This is a genomic window from Pseudarthrobacter sp. TRD_SC_9, from assembly GCF_055361265.1.
Genome location: NZ_CM143956.1, coordinates 2,836,014 through 2,850,276, shown reverse-complemented (window position 1 = coordinate 2,850,276; position 14,263 = coordinate 2,836,014). Strand labels below are relative to the sequence as shown.

Below are 14,263 nucleotides of genomic sequence, written 5' to 3'. Positions count from 1 at the left end.
GCCTGCACTTACGTCAAAGACGAGAGAAGGAAAGCAATGGAAGCCAAGGCAATTGCGCGTCACATCCGCGTAACGCCTATGAAGGCCCGGCGCGTCGTCAACCTTGTTCGTGGTTTGCAAGCGAATGAGGCTCTGGCAATTCTGAAGTTTGCCCCCCAGGCAGCTTCGGAGCCGGTATTCAAGGTAGTTCAGTCGGCAATCTCCAACGCCCGGGTCCTCGCGGACCGCGATGGCGTTGCGTTTGACGAAGGTGACCTCATCATCAGCGAAGCCTTTGTTGATGAAGGCCCGACCATGAAGCGGTTCCAGCCGCGTGCTCAGGGTCGTGCATTTCAGATCAAGAAGCGCACCAGCCACATCACTGTGGTAGTCGCTTCCCCCGAGAAAGAGGAGGTTCGCTAAGTGGGACAGAAAGTAAACCCGCACGGGTTCCGACTCGGCATCACCACCGATCACGTATCGCACTGGTTCGCTGACAGCACCAAGGCCGGACAGCGGTACAAGGACTTCGTTCGCGAAGACATCCGTATCCGCCAGCTCATGTCCACGGGCATGGAGCGCGCCGGTATCGCCAAGGTCGAAATCGAGCGCACCCGTGACCGTGTCCGCGTGGACATCCACACGGCACGCCCGGGCATCGTCATTGGCCGCCGTGGAGCAGAAGCAGACCGCATTCGCGGTGAGCTCGAAAAGCTCACCGGCAAGCAGGTTCAGCTGAACATCCTCGAGGTCAAGAACCCCGAGATGGAAGCACAGCTTGTTGCCCAGGGCGTTGCTGAGCAGCTCACTTCCCGCGTGGCATTCCGCCGTGCGATGAAGAAGGCCATGCAGTCCGCACAGCGTGCAGGTGCCAAGGGCATCCGTATCGCCTGCTCGGGTCGACTGGGTGGCGCTGAAATGTCCCGCTCGGAGTTCTACCGCGAAGGCCGTGTGCCCCTGCACACCCTCCGTGCGAACATCGACTACGGCTTCTACGAAGCCAAGACCACCTTCGGCCGCATTGGCGTGAAGGTCTGGATCTACAAGGGTGACGTCACGGCGAAGCAGCTGGCCCAGCAGGCCGCCGCTGCTCCGTCCCGCGGCCGTGGTCCCAGCGATCGTCCGGGCCGCCCGGCTGGCGCTGACCGCGGTGACCGCCGTCGTCGCAACGACCGTCCGGCAACCGAGGCAGCTCCGGCTGCTGAGGCTCCGGCAGCTGAGGCAGCAGTCGCCGCTCCGGCGCAGGCTGTAGAAGGAGGACAGGCTTAAATGCTTATCCCACGTCGAGTCAAGCACCGTAAGCAGCACCACCCGGGTCGTTCCGGCGCTGCTACGGGCGGCACCAAGGTCTCCTTCGGTGAGTACGGCATCCAGGCCCTGAGCCCGGCTTACGTTACCAACCGTCAGATCGAGTCTGCCCGTATTGCGATGACCCGCCACATCAAGCGTGGCGGCAAGGTCTGGATCAACATTTACCCGGACCGTCCGTTGACCAAGAAGCCCGCCGAAACCCGCATGGGTTCCGGTAAGGGTTCACCGGAATGGTGGGTCGCGAACGTCAAGCCGGGCCGGGTTCTCTTTGAGATCTCCGGCGTCGAGGAATCGGTAGCCCGCGAGGCCCTGCGCCTTGCAATCCACAAGCTCCCGTTGAAGGCACGCATTCTGCGTCGCGAAGGTGGTGAATAGAAATGGCAGTAGGGTCCAAGGATCTGGCTCCGGCACAGCTGGACGGTTTCGATAACGAGCGTCTGGTAGAGGAGCTCCGCAAGTCCAAGGAAGAGCTGTTCAATCTGCGTTTCCAGTCAGCCACCGGTCAGCTGGAGAACCACGGTCGTCTGCGCGCGGTAAAGAAGGACATCGCACGTATCTACACCGTTCTCCGCGAACGCGAACTGGGCATTCGTGCCGAGGTTGCCGCACCGGTTGTGGAAGCCAAGGAAGAAAAGAAATCCAAGAAGGCTGCAACCAAGAAGGCCGACAAGGCCGAAACGGTTGAAACCGAGGAGGATGCCAAGTGAGTGAAAAGGACGAGAACGTGACGGAAACTGTTTCCGCAGCAGCCGAGGCTGTTGAGCGCGGTTACCGTAAAACGAAGCGCGGTTACGTGGTCTCGGACAAGATGGAAAAGACCATCGTTGTCCAGGTTGAAGACCGCGTAAAGCACGCCCTTTACGGCAAGGTCATCCGCCGCAACACCAAGATCAAGGCTCACGACGAAGAGAACACCGCCGGCATCGGCGACCTCGTTCTCCTCGCCGAGACCCGCCCGCTGTCCGCTACCAAGCGGTGGCGTCTGGTAGAGATCCTCGAAAAGGCCAAGTAGGTCTTTTCCGTGAACGCCCCTGTTCCCTTCTGGGAGCAGGGGCCTTCGCTTTTAAGCCTGGCACGGCTCGGTATTTCTGAAACGTCGCTGTGTGGCAGCGGCCGCCGTGTGATATGGGGGAGAGGCGTAGGTGTGCTAGGATATTGAGTTTGTATGGCGCCTTTCGTGCGCCGTCATCAACTCGTAAACAATCGTGCCACGGCATAATGCCCCCTTGCCTCCGATCCCCTGGGTCCGGGGCTGGGGTGCACATGTTTTTGGCACGGGAGTTTAGGCCTGGTCTGGCAAAATCCAGGCAGGTCAAGAGACACCCCGATCAACCGTTCCGCAAGGCTCATTCCGTAGGAAGATTTTCGGTCTGAGAACCGGCGCGACGCAAGGAGTAGATAGTGATTCAGCAGGAGTCGCGACTCAAGGTCGCCGACAACACGGGTGCTAAGGAAATCCTTACCATTCGCGTTCTCGGTGGATCTGGCCGTCGCTACGCAGGTATTGGTGACGTCATCGTCGCCACCGTCAAGGATGCAATCCCGGGCGGCAACGTAAAGAAGGGCGATGTCGTCAAGGCTGTCATCGTCCGTACCAAGAAGGAACGCCGCCGTGCGGATGGTTCCTACATTAAGTTTGACGAGAACGCAGCTGTGATCCTGAAGGCTGACGGTGACCCCCGTGGTACCCGCATCTTCGGACCGGTTGGTCGTGAACTTCGTGACAAGAAGTTCATGAAGATCGTTTCTCTGGCTCCGGAGGTGCTTTAGTCCATGGCTAAGATCAAGAAGGGTGACCTGGTTCAGGTCATCACTGGCGCCAAGGCTGAGCGCGGCGGCGACCGCGGCAAGCAGGGCAAGGTCCTGCGTGTATTCCCGGACACCAACCGTGTGTTGGTCGAGGGCATCAACCGCGTCACCAAGCACACCAAGGTCGGTCAGTCGCAGCGCGGCACCAAGACCGGTGGCATCGAAGTTGTCGAAGCTCCGATCCACATCTCCAACGTGGCCCTGGTAGACCCGTCCACCAAGAAGCCCACCCGCGTAGGGTTCCGCATCGACACCGTTGAGCGCAATGGCGTGAAGCGTGAAGTGCGTATCCGCGTGGCCAAGAGCTCAGGGAAGGACATCTAATGACTGAGACTCTCGAGACTCCGGCAGCGAAGATTGTTCCTCGTCTGAAGACCAAGTACGCAGAATCCATCAAGAGCACGCTCAGCGATGAATTCAAGTACGAAAACGTCAACCAGGTTCCCCGCCTGGTGAAGGTCGTTGTGAACATGGGTGTTGGAGATGCCGCTAAGGACTCCAAGCTGATCGAGGGCGCTGTCCGCGACCTCACCCTGATCACCGGCCAGAAGCCGCAGGTAACCAAGGCCCGCAAGTCGATCGCACAGTTCAAGCTGCGCGAAGGCATGCCCATCGGTGCGCACGCTACCCTGCGTGGCGACCGCATGTGGGAATTCCTGGACCGCCTGGTCACCCTGGCGCTCCCGCGTATCCGCGACTTCCGTGGCCTCAGCGGTCGCCAGTTCGACGGAAACGGTAACTACACCTTCGGTTTGACCGAGCAGGTTATGTTCCACGAGATCGACCAGGATTCCATCGACCGCGTACGCGGTATGGACATCACGGTTGTTACCACTGCCAAGACCGATGACGAAGGCCGCGCGCTGCTGAAGGCGCTTGGTTTCCCGTTCAAGGCCGAAGACTAATCAACTACGTAAAAGGTCCGGCGGTCCGGCTCCACGCAGTATCCCTGCAGAAGCCAGCCCGCGGAAACCGTTATGAGGAAGGGCAAGAGCCCACATGACAATGACTGATCCAGTCGCAGACATGCTTACGCGTCTGCGCAATGCAAACTCGGCTTACCACGATTCCGTGTCCATGCCGTACAGCAAGCTCAAGGCACGCGTTGCCGACATCCTGAAGGCCGAAGGTTACATCGCCGGCTGGAAGGAAGAGGACGCAGAGGTCGGCAAGAAGCTGACTCTCGACCTGAAGTTTGGTCCGAACCGCGAGCGTTCCATCGCTGGCGTCCGCCGCATCTCCAAGCCTGGCCTGCGCGTTTACGCGAAGTCCACCAACCTGCCGCATGTGCTGGGTGGCCTGGGTATCGCAATCCTGTCCACCTCTTCCGGCCTGTTGACTGACAAGCAAGCCGGCAAGAAGGGCGTGGGCGGCGAAGTCCTCGCCTACGTCTGGTAACGGGAAAGGAAGAGAATAATGTCACGTATTGGACGTCTCCCCATCACCGTTCCTGCCGGCGTTGAGGTCAAGGTTGACGGCTCTGTCGTCAGCGTCAAGGGTGCCAAAGGCGAGCTGAACCACACTGTGGCCAGCCCGATCGAGGTCACTCTGGAAGCAGAAACCCTGACTGTCGCCCGCCCGAACGACGAGCGCGCCTCCCGTTCACTCCACGGCCTTACCCGCACCCTGATCTCCAACATGATCGAGGGCGTAACCAAGGGCTACGAGAAGAAGCTTGAAATCGTTGGTACTGGTTACCGCGTTCAGGCCAAGGGATCAGACCTTGAGTTCGCTCTCGGCTACAGCCACCCGGTCAGCGTTACCGCCCCGGATGGCATCACCTTTGCAGTTGAGTCCCCGACCAAGCTCTCTGTTGCAGGTATCAACAAGCAGCAGGTCGGCGAGGTTGCTGCCAATATTCGCAAGCTGCGTAAGCCTGACCCGTACAAGGGCAAGGGCATTCGCTACGCCGGCGAAGTCATCCGCCGCAAGGTCGGAAAGGCTGGTAAGTAACCATGGCCATCGCAATTAACAAGAAGCGTACGAACAAGAGCAAGGCTGCTTCACGCAGCCGTCGCCAGCTTCGTATCCGCAAGCGCATCTCCGGTACGCCTGCACGCCCCCGTCTGGTTGTAAACCGTTCGGCACGCCACGTATTTGTCCAGGTTGTCGACGACACCATTGGTCAGACCGTAGCGAGCGCTTCCACCCTGGAAGCGGACCTGCGTGCATTCGACGGCGACAAGACCGCCAAGGCCAAGCGCGTTGGTGAGCTGGTTGCCGAGCGTGCGAAGGCTGCCGGTGTTGAAGCCGTAGTCTTCGACCGTGGTGGCAACAAGTACCACGGCCGGATCGCCGCCGTCGCTGACGGTGCACGTGAAGGTGGGCTGTCGCTGTGACGGAAGCAAACAAGGAAAAGGACACTGTGTCTGCAGATCAGAAGGCCCCTGAAGCCGCTGAAGCCACTGCCCCCGCAGCTGCCGCCGACGACCGCCGTGGTGGCGCCCGTCGCGGTGGCGAGCGTGGCGGCGAACGTGGTGGCCGCGACGGCGGCCGTGGTGGCCGTGGTGGCCGCGACGGCGGCCGCGAAGCCGAGAAGAGCCAGTTCGTAGAGCGCGTTGTAACCATCAACCGCGTTTCCAAGGTCGTCAAGGGTGGTCGTCGCTTCAGCTTCACCGCACTCGTCGTCGTTGGTGACGGTAACGGTATGGTCGGCGTCGGCTACGGCAAGGCGAAGGAAGTTCCCGCCGCAATCGCGAAGGGTGTTGAAGAAGCCAAGAAGTCCTTCTTCCGCGTTCCCCGCGTTGGCAGCACCATCCCGCACCGTGTGCAGGGTGAAGCTGCTGCAGGCGTCGTAATGCTGCGTCCGGCTTCTGCCGGTACCGGTGTTATCGCCGGCGGTCCGGTGCGTGCGGTACTGGAATGCGTGGGCATCCACGACATCCTGTCCAAGTCGCTCGGTTCTTCCAACGCCATCAACATCGTTCACGCGACTGTTGATGCCCTGAAGCGCCTCGAAGAGCCGGCAGCCGTGGCAGCACGCCGTGGCCTGCCGCTGGACGAGATCGCTCCTCCGGCTCTGGTTAAGGCACTGATGAACCAGAAGGTAGGTGCCTAGCTCATGGCTAAGAACCTGATTCCCTCCGACGCCCAGTTGGAGATCACTCAGATCAAGTCCGCCATTGGCGGCAAGCTGAACCAGCGCGAAACCCTTCGGTCCCTCGGCCTGAAGCGGATCGGTCACACTGTGGTCCGTACCGCCGATGCCGTAACCGTTGGCATGCTCAACACGGTTCCGCACCTGGTAAAGGTAGAGGAGGCGAAGTAAATGGCAGAGAAGAACACCGCCGAAAAGGCACAGGGCGCCGCTGCTGAGAAGCAGAACGCACTGAAGGTTCACCACCTGCGTCCCGCCCCGGGTGCCAAGACCGCCAAGACCCGTGTTGGTCGTGGTGAAGGTTCCAAGGGTAAGACCGCTGGTCGCGGTACCAAGGGTACGAAGGCCCGCTACCAGATCAAGGCTGGCTTTGCCGGCGGCCAGCTGCCGCTGCACATGCGCCTGCCGAAGCTGCGCGGCTTCAAGAACCCGTTCCGGGTTGAGTTCCAGGTTGTAAACCTGGACAAGCTCAACGAGCTGTTCCCGGAAGGTGGCGACGTCACCGTCGAGAACCTGGTTGCAAAGGGTGCCGTTCGCAAGAACCAGCCCGTCAAGGTGCTGGGCACCGGCGACATCACCGTCAAGGTGAATGTCACGGTCGACGCATTCTCGGCAAGTGCAGCTGAAAAGATTGCAGCAGCAGGCGGCACCACCACCGCCCTCTAGGGAAACCTGGACGACGGCGTTGCTTCTGCACGTTGCAGACTCCCGGTATGCGGGGCTTCGGCCCCGTGTATCGGGAGTTTTTTCTTAACCCGTTTCCAGCCGGGCGGGCCTACGATTGTTCGCATTCCGCATCAACCCGTTAGACTCGGTTGTTGGGATTCTTTGACTCCCATCACTCCACTCTCTTAACACCTCAGGAGGACGCGTGCTTAGCGCATTTGGCCGGGCCTTTCGCACGCCTGATCTGCGACGCAAGTTGCTGTTCACGCTGGGAATTATCACGATCTTCCGCTTGGGTGCCTTCATCCCCTCGCCGGGCGTGGACTACCAGAACGTCCAGCAGTGCTTGGCCGCCGGCCAGACAGCCGGTGGGCTGTACCAGTTGGTCAACCTGTTCAGCGGCGGTGCGCTGCTGCAGGTCTCGGTCTTCGCATTGGGCATCATGCCGTACATCACGGCCAGCATCATCGTTCAACTGCTCCGGGTGGTCATTCCCCGGTTCCAGGAACTGTATGAGGAAGGTGCCGCTGGACAGTCAAAGCTGACCCAGTACACGCGGTACCTCACCATCGCCCTTGGCCTGCTGAACGCCACCACGCTGGTTTCACTGGCCCGCTCCGGACAGTTGCTGCCAGGATGTGCGCTGCCCATCATTCCGGACGACAGTGTCATCGCTACCATCCTCATCATCATCACGCTGACGGCCGGCACCGGCCTGATCATGTGGATGGGCGAACTCGTCACCGAAAAGGGTGTGGGCAACGGCATGTCGCTGCTGATCTTCACCTCGATCGCAGCGTCCTTCCCCACCTCCCTCGGCGCCATCTGGTCCTCGCAGGGTCCGGGCACCTTCTTCATGGTCCTGGTGATCGGCCTGATTACGGTTGCCCTGGTGGTCTTCGTTGAGCAGTCCCAGCGACGCATCCCGGTGCAGTACGCCAAGCGCATGGTTGGCCGGCGGACCGTCGGTGGAACCAGCACGTACATCCCCATCAAGGTGAACATGGCCGGCGTCGTACCCGTCATCTTTGCTTCTTCGATGCTGTACCTGCCGGGACTGATCGCCCAGTTCAATACACCCACCAACGGTGACCCGATTCCGGGCTGGGTTGAGTGGATCAGCAACAACCTGGTCCTGGGCGACCAGCCCATTTACATGGCGCTCTACTTCGGCATGATCGTCTTCTTCACTTACTTCTATGTTGCGATTACCTTCAACCCCGAAGAAGTCTCGAACAACATGAAGAAGTACGGCGGCTTCATTCCGGGTATCCGTGCGGGCAAACCCACGGCGGACTACCTGCAGTACGTACTGGCCAGAATCACCCTCCCCGGCGCCCTTTACCTGGGCTTCGTGGCGTTGATTCCGCTGGTGGCGCTCGTACTGATCAATGCCAACCAGAACTTCCCGTTCGGCGGCACCTCGATCCTGATCATGGTGGGTGTCGGCCTGGAAACGGTAAAGCAGATTGACGCGCAGCTCCAGCAGCGTCACTACGAAGGGCTATTGCGATGACCAAGATGCTGATAATCGGACCTCCCGGTTCCGGCAAGGGAACACAGGCGGAACGGATCTCCGAGCGGCTCGGTGTCGTGGCGATCTCCACGGGCGACATTTTCCGCGCCAACGTCAAGGGCGAGACCCCGCTGGGCCTCGAAGCCAAGAAGTACATGGATGCCGGCGATTTCGTCCCGGACAGCGTTACCAACAAGATGGTTCGCGACCGCCTCAGTGAATCCGACGTCGAAGACGGTTTCCTGCTGGATGGTTACCCACGCACCACAGCCCAGGTTGACTACCTCGATGGAATCCTGGCGGAGGCCAACGACTCGCTCGACGTCGTCCTGCAGCTGACCGCCGATGACGAAGAACTTGTGACCCGCCTGTTGGGCCGTGCCAAGGAGACGGGCCGCAGCGATGACAACGAGACCGTCATCCGCCATCGCCTGGACCTTTACCACGAGCAGACCGAAGCTGTAGTTGCCAAGTATGCCGAACGCGGCATCCTGACCCGCGTTGACGGGATCGGCGGGATCGACGAGGTCACCGATCGCGTCATGCAGGCCATCAAAGAGGCCCAGAGCGCCTGAACAAGGCGCAGGACTGACAAGGCTCCTCCCGGCTACCGGGAGGAGCCTTAGTCATTGAAAGGAAGCACCATGGCATTCGGCCAGCCCCGCATTGAATACAAGAACAACCAGCAGATGCGCACCATGCATGAGGCCGGACTGATCCTCAGCCGCGCCCTTGATGCTGCCGTCGTCGCTGCCGCCCCTGGTGTGACCACCAAGCACCTTGACGACGTCTTCGCCGCCGTCCTGAGCGAAGCCGGCGCAAAGTCCAACTTCCTGGGCTACCACGGTTTCCCGGCCAGCATCTGCACATCCGTGAACGACGAAGTGGTGCACGGCATCCCTGGCGGGCGCCAGTTGGAAGACGGCGACATCATCTCCATCGACGGTGGCGCGATCGTTAACGGCTGGCACTCCGACTCGGCGCGCACCGTCATCGTGGGCAACGCCGATCCTGAAGACCAGAGGCTCTCCGAAGTCACTGAGGAAGCGATGTGGCACGGGATCGCGGCCCTGGCCAAGGGCAAGTTCGTGGGCGACATCGGCGCAGCCATCGACGACTACGTGTCCTCTGTCCCGGGTAAGAAGCTCGGCATCCTCGAAGATTACGTTGGCCACGGTATCGGCTCTGAAATGCACATGGCACCTGATGTTCTGAACTACCGCACCAGCCACCGTGGTCCGAAGATCCGCGCGGGCCTGTGCCTGGCGATCGAGCCCATGTTGGTGCGCGGCAGCATCGAAACCGCAGTATTGGACGATGACTGGACTGTCGTCACCACGGATGGCTCCCGTTCCTGCCAGTGGGAGCACTCGGTGGCCGTGCACGAGGCGGGCATCTGGGTCCTTTCAGCTCCCGACGGCGGTGCCTCCCGCCTGGTTCCGCTGGGCGTTACCCCGGTACCGATTCCGTAAGAGCCGGCCCTGGTTATCGAGCGCCTCTGGTGATCGAGCGCCTTTGGTGATCGAGCTTGTCGAGATCCAGCCACCGGGGTTTCGACAAGCTCAACCACCGGAGTGCGTGCACAATGGGGGCATGGGAGCGATCACGGATGTGGCGGGTATCAGGGTGGGCCACAGCCAGCGGACCGACGATGGCTGGCTGAGCGGCGTCACTGTGGTTCTGCCGCCTGTTGGCACCGTCGGTTCCGTGGACGTCCGCGGCGGCGGACCAGGCACACATGAAACCGACGCACTCGCTCCCTCCACCCTCGTAGCAACCGTTGACGCCGTGGTCCTCACCGGCGGCAGTGCCTACGGTTTAGCCACCGCCCACGGCGCGCAGCGCTGGTGCGAGGAAAACGGTCGCGGCTTCCCCGTCAGCGGGGGAGTAGTGCCGATCGTTCCCGCCGCCGCGATCTTTGACCTGGGCCGCGGGGGTGACTTCAGTGCCCGTCCGACGGCGGAGATGGGCTACGCGGCAACCGTCGCCGCCGCTGCGCAGGAGGAAGGCCACGATGTCGAACGCGGGAATGTGGGTGCCGGCACCGGGGCGCTTATTGACCGCGGGCAGTCCAAGGGCGGCGTCGGGACTGCGTCGATGACGCTCGAGAACGGTGTTGTTGTTGGGGCACTGGCGATCGTGAATGCACTCGGTGCGCCAGTGGATCCCGACAGGCTCGATCACCGGGAGGGGGATCTCGGCAGGCTCGATCACCAGCCACCGCTGAACACGACCTTGGTGGTGGTTGCTACCAATGCCGTACTGGATGTGGCTGAGTGCTACCGGACGGCGTCGGCTTCGCACGCCGGATTGGCACGGGCGTTGAACCCTTCACACACCCTGGCTGACGGCGATACCCTTTTCTGCCTTTCAACCCGAGCGTTGGCACTTGACCGCAGTGACGAAGCCGCCCGGCAGGTCAGCCTTATCACCCTGCAAAGCGCGGCCGCCGACGTCGTACGGCTGGCAATCCTGGACGGGATTCCCGGAACCGACCGCTAGCCATCCTGCCTGTCTATACTGATTAGCTTTCTCCACTGTCATGCAGTAGTGTTGTTTGTTGGTTGTCTGCCCTGCCACGCCCTTTTGGGTCTGGGGGCGGTAATCGATCCAAACAAAAACGTCCGTGGTCCTACCTGTGCAATTCGGTGGGCTGCGGCAAACAACAGTTAGCGGAGGGTATGGCCAAGAAGGACGGGGTCATTGAGATCGAGGGCGTTGTGACGGAGGCTCTGCCCAACGCGATGTTTCGCGTTGAGCTGACCAACAAGCACATCGTTCTGGCGCACATCTCAGGAAAGATGCGTCAGCATTACATCAGGATTCTCCCGGAGGACCGCGTAGTGGTGGAGCTCAGCCCGTACGACCTCACCCGTGGTCGTATCGTCTACCGCTACAAGTAAATTGCTGGGCGGCCCAAGCGCAAGCTGATAGCTGCTCCAGTTGACCAACTGTTACACGCAAAGGAACGCCATGAAGGTCAAGCCGAGCGTCAAGCAGATCTGCGAAAAGTGCAAAGTGATCCGCCGTAATGGCCGGGTCATGGTGATCTGCGAGAACCCGCGCCACAAGCAGCGCCAGGGCTAATTTCCCTCTTCGGGAAACCCTGGGCCGCAACCCACGCAAGTAAATAAAAGGCAGCACAAGCTGTACTGGGACATTGAGCAGTAAAGAGCCCGGACAGCTAACCCCCGGTCGGAGGCTGGGGCCGCACAGTACGTGCGGGTGTACTGCCTACGACCTCCGGTTTATACAAGGAGTACTGCCACTATGGCTCGTCTCGCTGGCGTAGACATTCCCCGCGAAAAGCGGTTGGAAATTGCGCTTACTTACATCTACGGCGTGGGTAAGACCCGTGCACACGAAACCCTGGCCGCCACTGGCATCAGCGCCGACGTTCGCGTCAAGGACCTGACTGATGCCCAGCTGGTAGAGCTGCGTGACTACATTGAAGGCAACTACAAGGTTGAGGGTGACCTTCGCCGCGAAGTAGCAGCAGATATCCGCCGCAAGGTTGAAATCGGCAGCTACGAAGGTATCCGCCATCGCAAGGGCCTGCCAGTACGCGGACAGCGTACGAAGACGAACGCGCGTACCCGTAAGGGCCCGAAGCGTACCGTTGCAGGCAAGAAGAAGGCCCGTTAATCCCTGAGGGATTAACCAGGCCCCCCAATAACTTTCTGTAGGAGAAAAAATGCCCCCGAAGACTCGTGGCGCGGTTCGCAAGCCGCGTAAGAAGGACAAGAAGAATATCGCGCTTGGCCAGGCGCACATCAAGAGCACGTTCAACAACACCATCGTTTCCATCACGGATCCGAACGGTGCTGTCATCTCCTGGGCTTCCTCAGGTGAGGTTGGCTTCAAGGGTTCGCGTAAGTCCACCCCGTTCGCTGCCCAGATGGCTGCTGAAGCCGCTGCAAAGCGCGCGCAGGAGCACGGCATGCGCAAGGTTGACGTATTCGTCAAGGGCCCCGGCTCTGGCCGCGAAACCGCAATCCGCTCGCTGCAGGCCGCTGGCCTCGAGGTTGGCTCCATCCAGGACGTCACCCCCGCAGCCCACAACGGCTGCCGCCCGCCGAAGCGCCGCCGCGTCTAAGGACTTGAGCGTTGGAGGAGCTTGCCCGGACCAGCAATGGTCCGGGCAGGCCCGGCCACGTTAAGGACAACAGACTCGATTTTCCACCACCTGTGTTGCGTCATATAGCGGATGCTCGCCGAAAGGAAACCTAAGTGCTCATTGCACAGCGCCCCACCCTCTCCGAAGAGGTAGTCTCCGAAAACCGTTCACGGTTCATCATTGAACCCCTGGAACCGGGCTTTGGCTACACCCTCGGAAACTCCCTCCGCCGTACCCTGCTCTCCTCCATCCCCGGTGCCGCTGTAACCAGCATCCGGATCGATGGCGTGCTGCACGAGTTCACCACGGTTCCGGGTGTGAAGGAAGATGTCACCGAGATCATCCTGAACATCAAGAGCCTGTCGGTCTCCTCCGAGCACGATGAGCCGGTTGTTGCCTACCTGCGCAAGCAGGGACCCGGAGTCGTCACCGCTGCGGACATTGCTCCGCCGGCCGGCGTCGAATTCCACAACCCGGATCTGCACATTGCCACGCTGAACTCGAAGGGCAAGTTCGAACTCGAACTGACCATCGAGCGCGGCCGCGGCTACGTTTCAGCAGCTCAGAACAAGTCCGGCGACGCAGAGATCGGCCGCATTCCGGTTGACTCCATCTACTCGCCGGTGCTGAAGGTTACTTTCCGCGTGGAAGCAACCCGAGTTGAGCAGCGCACCGACTTCGACAAGCTGATTGTCGACGTCGAGACCAAGCAGGCCATCGCCCCGCGCGATGCGGTTGCTTCCGCAGGCACCACCCTGGTGGAACTGTTCGGTCTGGCCCGCGAGCTGAACACCGCAGCCGAAGGTATCGAGATCGGCCCGTCGCCCACTGACGCTGCTTTGGCAGCTGACATGGCACTGCCGATCGAGGACCTGGACCTCACGGTCCGTTCCTACAACTGCCTCAAGCGTGAGGGCATCCACACCGTGGGTGAACTCGTGGCCCGCTCCGAGGCTGACCTGATGGACATCCGCAACTTTGGTGCGAAGTCCATTGACGAGGTCAAGGCAAAGCTGGTTGAACTGGGCCTGTCCCTCAAGGACTCGCCTCCCGGTTTTGACCTCGCAGCGCGTGCCGCAGCAATTGAAGAGGACGACGCCGCTTACAGCGACGACGAGCTCTAACAAGCAGATCTTGGCCGCCGGGTCCAGTGATGGACCTGACCGGCTTACATAACAGGAGAAACAATTATGCCTACCCCCACTAAGGGTCCGCGCCTCGGTGGCGGCCCGGCTCACGAGCGTTTGATGCTCGCGAACCTGGCAGCCGCACTGTTCGAGCACAAGCGGATCACCACCACGGTGACCAAGGCCAAGCGCCTGAAGCCGTATGCAGAGCGCCTGGTTACCTTTGCCAAGCGTGGCGACCTCGCTTCCCGCCGCCGCGTGCTCGGCCTGATCAGCAACAAGGGCGTCGTCCACGAGCTGTTCACCGACATTGCGCAGGCAGTGGAGAACCGCGACGGCGGGTACACCCGCATCACCAAGATCGGCAACCGCAAGGGCGACAACGCTCCCATGGCTGTCATCGAACTGGTTCTCGAGCCGCTTTCCGCCAAGCAGGCTGTTGTAGCCGAGGCTACTGCTGCCGCTGAGCGGGACGCAGCCAAGGTTGCTCCGGCCGCCGAAGAAGCTCCCGCCGAAGAGGCCGTTGAGACCGAAACTGCTGAGGCTCCTGAGGCTGCAACCGAAGAGGCTCCGGCCGACTCGGTGGTCGAGCCTGTCGAGACCGAAGAAGCTCCGGCCGAGGAGAAGGAAGCGAAGTAATT

Annotated in this window: 24 protein-coding genes; all 24 read left to right on the top strand. The window is 61.0% G+C overall.

Annotation, left to right across the window (positions count from 1 at the left end):
• Positions 1–36 precede the first annotated feature (36 nt).
• The 24 genes from rplV (at position 37) to rplQ (ending at position 14,261) form a co-directional block, all read left to right on the top strand.
• The gene (rplV, locus tag ACWA13_RS13260; RefSeq protein WP_463934654.1) at positions 37–402 is read left to right on the top strand and encodes a 50S ribosomal protein L22; all 366 of its coding nucleotides are present in this window, start codon (positions 37–39) and stop codon (positions 400–402) included.
• Entirely contained in the window at positions 403–1,248 is an 846-nt protein-coding gene (rpsC, locus tag ACWA13_RS13255; protein WP_463934653.1) for a 30S ribosomal protein S3, read from the top strand.
• A complete protein-coding gene (gene rplP, locus ACWA13_RS13250; protein ID WP_013601829.1) occupies positions 1,249–1,665 on the top strand; it encodes a 50S ribosomal protein L16 in 417 nt (138 codons plus the stop codon). It begins immediately after the preceding gene.
• A gap of 2 nt (positions 1,666–1,667) precedes the next feature.
• The gene (gene rpmC / locus ACWA13_RS13245; protein WP_056737810.1) at positions 1,668–1,997 is read left to right on the top strand and encodes a 50S ribosomal protein L29; all 330 of its coding nucleotides are present in this window, start codon (positions 1,668–1,670) and stop codon (positions 1,995–1,997) included.
• On the top strand, positions 1,994–2,302 hold the full coding sequence (gene rpsQ / locus ACWA13_RS13240) for a 30S ribosomal protein S17 (protein WP_330187437.1): 309 nt from the start codon (positions 1,994–1,996) through the stop codon (positions 2,300–2,302). The genes rpmC and rpsQ overlap by 4 nt, the downstream gene beginning before the upstream one ends.
• A gap of 389 nt (positions 2,303–2,691) precedes the next feature.
• Complete coding sequence (gene rplN, locus ACWA13_RS13235; protein WP_024366126.1) at positions 2,692–3,060, top strand: 50S ribosomal protein L14; 369 nt, start codon at positions 2,692–2,694, stop codon at positions 3,058–3,060.
• Positions 3,061–3,063: 3 nt separating this feature from the next.
• Positions 3,064–3,423, top strand: a complete 360-nt coding sequence (gene rplX / locus ACWA13_RS13230) for a 50S ribosomal protein L24 (RefSeq protein WP_330187438.1) — start codon at positions 3,064–3,066, stop codon at positions 3,421–3,423.
• Complete coding sequence (rplE, locus tag ACWA13_RS13225; RefSeq protein WP_463934652.1) at positions 3,423–4,004, top strand: 50S ribosomal protein L5; 582 nt, start codon at positions 3,423–3,425, stop codon at positions 4,002–4,004. Before rplX ends, rplE begins: the two co-directional genes overlap by 1 nt.
• Before the next feature lie 94 nt (positions 4,005–4,098).
• Positions 4,099–4,497 carry a 30S ribosomal protein S8 gene (rpsH, locus tag ACWA13_RS13220; protein WP_284976373.1) on the top strand — a complete coding sequence of 133 codons (399 nt, stop codon included), beginning with the start codon at positions 4,099–4,101 and terminating at the stop codon, positions 4,495–4,497.
• An 18-nt stretch (positions 4,498–4,515) separates the two neighbouring features.
• Positions 4,516–5,052 (top strand): 50S ribosomal protein L6, encoded by a 537-nt coding sequence (rplF, locus tag ACWA13_RS13215; protein WP_330187440.1) that lies wholly within the window; start codon positions 4,516–4,518, stop codon positions 5,050–5,052.
• Positions 5,053–5,054: 2 nt separating this feature from the next.
• Positions 5,055–5,438 carry a 50S ribosomal protein L18 gene (gene rplR / locus ACWA13_RS13210; protein WP_463934651.1) on the top strand — a complete coding sequence of 128 codons (384 nt, stop codon included), beginning with the start codon at positions 5,055–5,057 and terminating at the stop codon, positions 5,436–5,438.
• A complete protein-coding gene (gene rpsE / locus ACWA13_RS13205) occupies positions 5,435–6,157 on the top strand; it encodes a 30S ribosomal protein S5 (protein ID WP_425256349.1) in 723 nt (240 codons plus the stop codon). The genes rplR and rpsE overlap by 4 nt, the downstream gene beginning before the upstream one ends.
• A 3-nt stretch (positions 6,158–6,160) precedes the next feature.
• On the top strand, positions 6,161–6,367 hold the full coding sequence (gene rpmD / locus ACWA13_RS13200) for a 50S ribosomal protein L30 (protein ID WP_330187443.1): 207 nt from the start codon (positions 6,161–6,163) through the stop codon (positions 6,365–6,367).
• The gene (rplO, locus tag ACWA13_RS13195) at positions 6,368–6,862 is read left to right on the top strand and encodes a 50S ribosomal protein L15 (protein WP_463934650.1); all 495 of its coding nucleotides are present in this window, start codon (positions 6,368–6,370) and stop codon (positions 6,860–6,862) included.
• Between the two features lie 205 nt (positions 6,863–7,067).
• Positions 7,068–8,378, top strand: coding sequence for a preprotein translocase subunit SecY (secY, locus tag ACWA13_RS13190; protein ID WP_463934649.1), 1,311 nt, complete (start codon positions 7,068–7,070; stop codon positions 8,376–8,378).
• Positions 8,379–8,383: 5 nt separating this feature from the next.
• The gene (locus ACWA13_RS13185; RefSeq protein ID WP_463937932.1) at positions 8,384–8,953 is read left to right on the top strand and encodes an adenylate kinase; all 570 of its coding nucleotides are present in this window, start codon (positions 8,384–8,386) and stop codon (positions 8,951–8,953) included.
• A 69-nt stretch (positions 8,954–9,022) separates the two neighbouring features.
• The gene (gene map / locus ACWA13_RS13180; protein WP_463934648.1) at positions 9,023–9,850 is read left to right on the top strand and encodes a type I methionyl aminopeptidase; all 828 of its coding nucleotides are present in this window, start codon (positions 9,023–9,025) and stop codon (positions 9,848–9,850) included.
• Positions 9,851–9,971: 121 nt separating this feature from the next.
• Positions 9,972–10,880, top strand: a complete 909-nt coding sequence (locus ACWA13_RS13175) for a P1 family peptidase (protein WP_463934647.1) — start codon at positions 9,972–9,974, stop codon at positions 10,878–10,880.
• 179 nt (positions 10,881–11,059) lie between these two features.
• Positions 11,060–11,281, top strand: a complete 222-nt coding sequence (infA, locus tag ACWA13_RS13170) for a translation initiation factor IF-1 (protein WP_009358723.1) — start codon at positions 11,060–11,062, stop codon at positions 11,279–11,281.
• Positions 11,282–11,351: 70 nt separating this feature from the next.
• A complete protein-coding gene (gene rpmJ / locus ACWA13_RS13165) occupies positions 11,352–11,465 on the top strand; it encodes a 50S ribosomal protein L36 (RefSeq protein WP_009358722.1) in 114 nt (37 codons plus the stop codon).
• Positions 11,466–11,648: 183 nt separating this feature from the next.
• The gene (gene rpsM, locus ACWA13_RS13160) at positions 11,649–12,023 is read left to right on the top strand and encodes a 30S ribosomal protein S13 (protein ID WP_028275004.1); all 375 of its coding nucleotides are present in this window, start codon (positions 11,649–11,651) and stop codon (positions 12,021–12,023) included.
• A 49-nt stretch (positions 12,024–12,072) separates the two neighbouring features.
• Entirely contained in the window at positions 12,073–12,474 is a 402-nt protein-coding gene (gene rpsK / locus ACWA13_RS13155) for a 30S ribosomal protein S11 (RefSeq protein WP_018769149.1), read from the top strand.
• A 134-nt stretch (positions 12,475–12,608) separates the two neighbouring features.
• A complete protein-coding gene (locus tag ACWA13_RS13150) occupies positions 12,609–13,619 on the top strand; it encodes a DNA-directed RNA polymerase subunit alpha (protein WP_463934646.1) in 1,011 nt (336 codons plus the stop codon).
• Between the two features lie 66 nt (positions 13,620–13,685).
• Entirely contained in the window at positions 13,686–14,261 is a 576-nt protein-coding gene (gene rplQ, locus ACWA13_RS13145) for a 50S ribosomal protein L17 (protein ID WP_463934645.1), read from the top strand.
• The last annotated feature ends 2 nt before the right edge of the window (positions 14,262–14,263 follow it).

Coding starts and splice junctions, on each gene's coding strand:
- rplX (WP_330187438.1), top strand. CDS start 3,064: ATGGCTAAGATCAAGAAGGGTGACCTGGTTCAGGTCATCACTGGCGCC.
- rpmD (WP_330187443.1), top strand. CDS start 6,161: ATGGCTAAGAACCTGATTCCCTCCGACGCCCAGTTGGAGATCACTCAG.
- rplE (WP_463934652.1), top strand. CDS start 3,423: ATGACTGAGACTCTCGAGACTCCGGCAGCGAAGATTGTTCCTCGTCTG.
- rpmJ (WP_009358722.1), top strand. CDS start 11,352: ATGAAGGTCAAGCCGAGCGTCAAGCAGATCTGCGAAAAGTGCAAAGTG.
- rplV (WP_463934654.1), top strand. CDS start 37: ATGGAAGCCAAGGCAATTGCGCGTCACATCCGCGTAACGCCTATGAAG.
- infA (WP_009358723.1), top strand. CDS start 11,060: ATGGCCAAGAAGGACGGGGTCATTGAGATCGAGGGCGTTGTGACGGAG.
- ACWA13_RS13185 (WP_463937932.1), top strand. CDS start 8,384: ATGCTGATAATCGGACCTCCCGGTTCCGGCAAGGGAACACAGGCGGAA.
- rpsK (WP_018769149.1), top strand. CDS start 12,073: ATGCCCCCGAAGACTCGTGGCGCGGTTCGCAAGCCGCGTAAGAAGGAC.
- ACWA13_RS13175 (WP_463934647.1), top strand. CDS start 9,972: ATGGGAGCGATCACGGATGTGGCGGGTATCAGGGTGGGCCACAGCCAG.
- rplP (WP_013601829.1), top strand. CDS start 1,249: ATGCTTATCCCACGTCGAGTCAAGCACCGTAAGCAGCACCACCCGGGT.
- rplQ (WP_463934645.1), top strand. CDS start 13,686: ATGCCTACCCCCACTAAGGGTCCGCGCCTCGGTGGCGGCCCGGCTCAC.
- rpsH (WP_284976373.1), top strand. CDS start 4,099: ATGACAATGACTGATCCAGTCGCAGACATGCTTACGCGTCTGCGCAAT.
- rpmC (WP_056737810.1), top strand. CDS start 1,668: ATGGCAGTAGGGTCCAAGGATCTGGCTCCGGCACAGCTGGACGGTTTC.
- rplO (WP_463934650.1), top strand. CDS start 6,368: ATGGCAGAGAAGAACACCGCCGAAAAGGCACAGGGCGCCGCTGCTGAG.
- rplR (WP_463934651.1), top strand. CDS start 5,055: ATGGCCATCGCAATTAACAAGAAGCGTACGAACAAGAGCAAGGCTGCT.
- map (WP_463934648.1), top strand. CDS start 9,023: ATGGCATTCGGCCAGCCCCGCATTGAATACAAGAACAACCAGCAGATG.
- rpsM (WP_028275004.1), top strand. CDS start 11,649: ATGGCTCGTCTCGCTGGCGTAGACATTCCCCGCGAAAAGCGGTTGGAA.
- rplF (WP_330187440.1), top strand. CDS start 4,516: ATGTCACGTATTGGACGTCTCCCCATCACCGTTCCTGCCGGCGTTGAG.